Source organism: Pseudomonas sp. LPH60, assembly GCF_030718165.1.
Classification (GTDB): Bacteria; Pseudomonadota; Gammaproteobacteria; order Pseudomonadales; family Pseudomonadaceae; genus Aquipseudomonas; species Aquipseudomonas danubii.
Genome location: NZ_JAVAJH010000019.1, coordinates 1 through 6,128, shown reverse-complemented (window position 1 = coordinate 6,128; position 6,128 = coordinate 1). Strand labels below are relative to the sequence as shown.

Annotated in this window: 4 protein-coding genes; all 4 read right to left on the bottom strand. The window is 64.6% G+C overall.

Annotated elements, in window-relative coordinates; translation table 11 throughout:
- Window positions 1–283: 283 nt before the first annotated feature.
- The 4 genes from Q8O96_RS30965 to gspE all read right to left on the bottom strand — a co-directional run bounded on the left by Q8O96_RS30965 (window position 284) and on the right by gspE (window position 5,924).
- Complete coding sequence (locus Q8O96_RS30965; RefSeq protein ID WP_305950111.1) at window positions 284–1,444, bottom strand: substrate-binding domain-containing protein; 1,161 nt, start codon at window positions 1,442–1,444, stop codon at window positions 284–286.
- A gap of 151 nt (window positions 1,445–1,595) precedes the next feature.
- On the bottom strand, window positions 1,596–2,753 hold the full coding sequence (locus tag Q8O96_RS30960) for a substrate-binding domain-containing protein (protein WP_115580195.1): 1,158 nt from the start codon (window positions 2,751–2,753) through the stop codon (window positions 1,596–1,598).
- A gap of 538 nt (window positions 2,754–3,291) precedes the next feature.
- Window positions 3,292–4,503 (bottom strand): type II secretion system inner membrane protein GspF, encoded by a 1,212-nt coding sequence (gene gspF / locus Q8O96_RS30955; RefSeq protein WP_102863338.1) that lies wholly within the window; start codon window positions 4,501–4,503, stop codon window positions 3,292–3,294.
- Window positions 4,503–5,924 carry a type II secretion system ATPase GspE gene (gene gspE, locus Q8O96_RS30950; RefSeq protein WP_102879117.1) on the bottom strand — a complete coding sequence of 474 codons (1,422 nt, stop codon included), beginning with the start codon at window positions 5,922–5,924 and terminating at the stop codon, window positions 4,503–4,505. The genes gspF and gspE overlap by 1 nt, the downstream gene beginning before the upstream one ends.
- Window positions 5,925–6,128 lie beyond the last annotated feature (204 nt).

Here is a 6,128-nt window from a genome sequence, read left to right as displayed (position 1 = left end):
TGTACGAAAAGCCTTGATACTCGGTGATGCTGCGTTGAAAACGGTCTCGGAATGCTCATTTACAACCCGTAAACTCCGCTTCCTCGACCGTTTTCGCCTTGCCTGACCTTCGTCTCAAATCTTTTCGTACAGAGCCTAGGGCCCAGGGCACGCGTCACTGCTTTAGGGGATAGGCCGTTGGCGCGGAGCGCGACCGAACGGATGTCACGAAAAATTCATCTAGCGGGTGTAATGCAGGCGACGTTGGGCTCCGGCAACGGCCCAAGCCGCTGCCGGAGCCCGCTCACAGTGGCCGGCCGATGCCGTTGCAGACGTTGGGATTGCCGATGCTCAAGGCATTGGTGGCGCTCAGGAAGTTGGAACGCACGGCGGCTTTCCAGGACGGGTGCAAGGGCAGCATGCCCTGAGCCCTGATTGCCGGGTCATTGTTTCGAGCCTCAAGCGCGCCATAGTGGCGAGCCAAGAAGTCACGGACCTGATTGCTTTGAGTGGCATCGGCATAGCACTGGCTGAAGATCAGGTTGGTGTAGCCCAGGATCGGATAGCCACTCTGCGGATAAGGCAAGACGCCCTGTTCCCAGTTCCTGCCGAACACCGGCACCCACTTGTCCGGGTTACTGCGCTCGGCGATGGGAGGCAGCGCAACGCTATTGATGGCATTGACAATGTTGGCCGGCGCCGGCGAGACGCCGGTAATCCTGGCCACCTTGTTCCCGTCATCCAGACCGGCCAGGGTCGGTGCCGCAAGGGCCGGGCTCATGAAGGTGATGGCGCCATCCCAGGCATTCACCGCCGTCATGATGGCGTCACCGCTATTGGCCGCCAGCGCGCCGGCCGGCAGCCCGCCCGAATAGCTGGAATCAAAGTAGGTGGTCACGGCAAAGGTCCCGGTTTCATTGCACTTGGCATTCAGGAAACGCGTGAACAGCTCGGTGAAGCCGCTGCTACCTTTGGGATAAACCACGGTGATCGGGCCGCTACGTGCGGAACCCTGGATCCACTCCCAGCGGGACAGACGCCCCGAGAACACCCCACACAAGGTGTCGATGCTCAGGTCCAGTTCATGGCTGCCGGGCTTGTTGAACGGAATTGCAACGCTCGTCGCTGCCGAAGGCACCTGGATCAGCTTGCCGAACTGCGCCTGATAGGCCAAGGCGTAGTTGCTCAGTTCCACCGCGCTCAGCCTCGACTCACTGGCCACCCAGTGCACGGTCTTGGGGGCTGCGCCAGACACCAGCACGCTGTAGTTGTTCTGTAGAAAAGCCACCTTGTCCCGGCCCTGATCCGCGCCAATGTAGGGCGCAAACCCCGCGGTCAACGCCCCGGCGGTCTGATACAGCGGCCGGGTAAAGGTCGAGCCTCCACCGTTGATATCCGCCTGGGCCTGCTGGACGCAGAACGCGCCGTATAACAGTGAAGCGATCAACCATTGAGCTTTGGGCATGACAAGACTCCTGTCCTATCCGGTGATGTCACTGGCCGTTCGGAGGGCGTAAGCCCGCTGGATGCGCGCTCTGAACAGATGCTGGATGAAAAAAATCAGCAACGGCCGAAACCGTTGCTGATCGGGTGTTGCCGCTCGGTGGGGTTCGCCGTTACAGCGGACGACCGATGTTGTTGCAGACGTTGGTGTTGCCGATGCTCAGGGTGTTGGAAGCGGTCACGAAGGTGGTGCGGATCGCGGTTTTCCAAGCGGTAGGCAGTGGTACAAAACGGTTGGCGGTGATGGCCGCGTCGTTGTTGGTGGTCGCGCCGTAGTGACGGGCGAAGAAGTCACGCACCTGGCCGCTCTGAGTGGCGTCGGCATAGCACTGGCTGAAGATCAGGTTGGTGAAGCCCAGGATTGGGTAGCCAGTATCGGGATAAGGCACGGTGCCGGTTGCGCCGGCCTTGCCGAAGACAGGTACCCACTTGTCCGGATTGCCGCGATCGGCCGCAGCTGGAACCGGAACGCCACCGATGGCGGCGGAAACGTTGGCAGGTGCAGGCGAAACGCCGGCCACCTTGGCCACCTTGGTGGCGTCGTCCAGACCGGCCAGGCTCGGCGCGGCGTAGTCCGGGCTCATGTAGGTGATGCGGCCGTCGCCGGCGTTCAGGGCATCCATCACGCCTTGGCTGCCCACAGCGGCCACAGCGCCGGCAGGCAGGCCACCGGTGTAGCTGGTAGCGAAGTTGGTGGTCACGCCGAAGGTGCCGGTCTCGGCGCATTTGGCGTTCAGGAAGCGGGTGAACAGCTCGGTGGTGCCGCTGCTTTCGTTGCGGTAAACCACGGTGATGGTGCCAGTACGGCCTGAACCGGCGATCTGGCTCCAGTCGGAAACACGGCCGGAGAACACGCCGCACAGGTCATTGACGCTCAGGTTGACCGCAGCAGTGCCGGCCTTGTTGAACGGAATGGCTACCGAGGTGGCCACCGAAGGCACCTGGATCAGTTTGCCCCAGGCCGCTTCGTGGCCGGTGGCGTAGGCGCTCAACTCAGCAGCGCTGAGCTTGGAGTCGCTACCCGCCCAGTGCACGTTCTTGCCGGTAGTGCCGGCCACGAACTTGGTGTAGTCGTTGTTCAGGAAGGCAGCCTTGCCGTTGCCGCTGCCTACGCCGATGTAGGGAGCGAAGCCGGCGGTCAGTACGCCAGCGGTCTGGTACAGCGGTTGTGGCAGGGTGGCGCCACCGCCGTTGATATCAGCCAGAGCAGCCTGTGCCGAGCACAGGGCAGCCAGGGTCAGGGATGCCGCGAGAACGTTGCGCTTAAACATGAAGAATCTCCTTTCGTCGTGTTCGTACGTTGGGTGAATAGCTCTTGCATGACGCCATGGCACTCGGGCCAGAAGCCTTGATCCAGAGGGCTTGAGGGGTGAGGCCATGGAGAGAGAAGTTCGCAGCTTCCGGTGACAGATAAAGGAAAAAACCTCGGGAGAAACCGACTGTTTTGGCAAAAGATTCTCGGGTGTTTGGCGCCGTTTTCCGGGCCTTTCCCGGGTCGCTGAGCGCCAGTCTGTCCGAGCTGGCGCCGGTATCGCTCTGCAAGCGCCGAAGCGGGTGCAGATAGCGCCGGAACATGACAGAACAAGGAACCCGAGCTTGGCCGATTGCCAGGTCGGGAGTGAGGCAGGCCGCGTGAAATTTTCTGGCTGCCCTGCGCTTCGGAGCACACCTTCGCTACGCCCCTCGTAGGAGCCGGCTTGCCGGCGAAGGGGCTCGCGAGACCTGCATCGCCGGGGCCGACGCCTTCGCTGGCAAGCCAGCGCCTACGGACCGGGCCGGACGCGGTCAGGTCAGGTCGGGGTGTGCGGTTCAGGTCACCAGCTGGTTGATCTCGATGATCGGCAGCATCACCGCCATGACGATCACCAGCACCACACCCCCCATGACCACGATCATCAGCGGTTCGAGCAACGCGGTCATGCCCATGGCCCGGCGTTCGATATCCCGCGACAGGGTCAGGGCCGCCCGCTCCAGCATCGGCGGCAAGGCCCCGGTCTTTTCACCACTGGCGATCAAGTGGATCAGCACCGGCGGGAAGACTTTCTCCACCCGCAGCGCAGCCGCTAGGTTGGCCCCCTCGCGCACCTTGGCCGTGGCCTCGCTGACGCTCTGGCTCAGGCGGTCGTTGGACAGGGTCTGGCGCGCCGCGTCCAGGGCCCGCAGCAGCGGCACCCCGGCGCCACTGAGAATCGCCAGGGTCGAGGCGAAACGCGCGGTGTTCAACCCCAGTACAAAACGCCCGAACAGCGGCAGGCGCAGAATCCGGCTGTGCCAGCTCAAGCGTGCCCGGGGATTGCGCAGGTACAGCCGCCACCCCCAGAACCCCGCCACCAGGGCGCCGAAACACTGGATGCCCCAGGCACGAATGAAGTCGCTGGCGTTGAGCATGGCCAGGGTCAGCCCCGGCAGGTCCTGGCGCGCCTGGGAAAAGGCGCTGACCACCTGGGGCACCACATAACTGAGCAGAAAGATCACGATGCCGATGGACACCAGGCCCACCACCCCGGGGTAGATAAAGGCAGTGAGGATCTTGCCCCGCAGGCCGTTGCGCTCCTCGATATAGTCCGCCAGCCGCTCCATGACCTGGGCCAGGTCGCCGGACTCTTCACCTGCGGCAATCAGTGCCCGGTAGATTTCCGGAAAGTCCCGGGGCCGCGCCGCCAGGGCCTCGGCCAGGCGCATGCCGCTGCGCACATCCGCGCGCACCGCGCTCAGGGTCTGGGCAATGTGCTTGCGCTCGGCCTGCTCCACCGTGGCACTGAGCGCCGCCTCCAGAGGCAGGCTGGCCCCCAGCAGGCTGGCCAGCTGGCGCGTGGCCCAGGCCAGGTCGTTGTCGCTGAGCCTGGGGCTGAAGAGCCCCCCAGCTGCGCCGCTGCCTGGGTTGCTGTCCAACTGCACCTGCAGCGCGGTCAGGCCGCGGCTGCGCAGGCTGGCGAAAGCCGCGCCCTGGCTGTCGGCTTCCAGGTGGCCGGACTCGATCTTGCCGAGGGCGTCGGCAGCTTCGTAGCGATAGCGATTCATCAGGCGTCCCGTGTCACACGTAGGATTTCTTCCGGTGCGGTGGCGCCGCTGCGTACCCAGCGCTCGCCGTCCTCACGCATGCTCAGCATCCCGGCCCGCCGCGCGGCGGCCCGCAGGGCCTGCTCATCGGCGCCCTGGTGGATCAGGCTGCGGATGTCATCGTCGATGCAGAACAGCTCATGAATCCCGGTGCGGCCGCTGTAGCCGATGTGGTTGCAGGCCGGGCAACCCACCGGGTGCCAGGTGCCGGGATTGGCCGGATCGGCTTGCTTGCACTGGTTGCACAAGCGCCGCACCAGCCGCTGGGCCAGCACCCCGAGCATTGACGAGGCCAGGAGGAACGGCTCCACCCCCATGTCGATCAGGCGGTTGACTGCCGACACCGCGTCGTTGGTGTGCAGGGTGGCCAGCACCAAGTGCCCGGTAAGCGAAGCCTGGACCGCGATCTGCGCGGTTTCCAGATCGCGAATCTCGCCGATCATGATCACGTCCGGGTCCTGGCGCAGGATCGCCCGCAGCGCCAGGGCGAAGGTCATGTCGATCTTGGCGTTGACCTGGATCTGGCTGATGCCCGGCAGGTCGTATTCCACCGGGTCCTCGACGGTGAGGATATTGCTGGTGCTGGCATCCAGCCGGGCCAGGGCGGCGTAGAGACTGGTGGTCTTGCCGCTGCCGGTGGGCCCGGTGACCAGGACGATGCCGTGGGGCTGGCGGATCAGGCCATCCAGACGCGCCAGCAGGTCCGGGTCCATGCCCAGGGTTTCCAGTTGCAGGCGCCCGGCCTGCTTGTCCAGCAGCCGCATCACCACCCGCTCGCCATGGCCAGTGGGCACCGTGGACACCCGAATGTCGATGGGCCGGCCGGCCACCCGCAAAGCGATGCGGCCGTCCTGGGGCAAGCGTTTTTCGGCGATATCCAACTGGGCCATGATCTTGATCCGCGACACCAGCGCCCCGTGCAGCGCCTTGCGTGGCGAGACCACATCGCGCAGGGTGCCGTCGACCCGGTAGCGCACCACCGAGTGGGTTTCAAAGGGCTCGATATGGATATCACTGGCCTCATCCCGCGCGGCCTGGGTGAGCAAGGCATTGATCATGCGGATCACCGGGGCGCCGTCCTGGGTGTCCAGCAGATCGGTGATTTCCGGCATGTCCTGCATCAGGCGGTCCAGGTCCACCTCATTCTCCGCGGCCCCGACCACCGCTGCGGCGCTGCCGGTGTCGGCGTAGGCCGTGGCCAACAGACCGTCGAGCTCGTCGTCGCGGATGCGTTCCAGGCGTGCGGGGCCGAACTGGCGGCGGGCTTCGCTGATGGACCAGCCGGGGGTCGAGGGACAGACCAGCAGGGTGGCGCCCTGCTCGCTGTGGCGCAGGAGAATGCGTTGGGACTTGGCCCAGGCGTAGGGGAGCTGGGTGGTCATTGCTTGTGCCTCCTGGTGGGGTGCATATCCGGTGGTGCGGGTGGGGCCGTTTGTGGGGCCGCTTTTACAGCGGGGTTGGGTACATATCCGTTCCTGCGGGTGTGGCCACTTATGGTTCCGCTCTTACAGCGGGTTTGGGTACATATCCGTTCTTGCGGGTGCGGCGGCTTACGGTTCCGCTCTTACAGCGGCTCACTTTTGAAA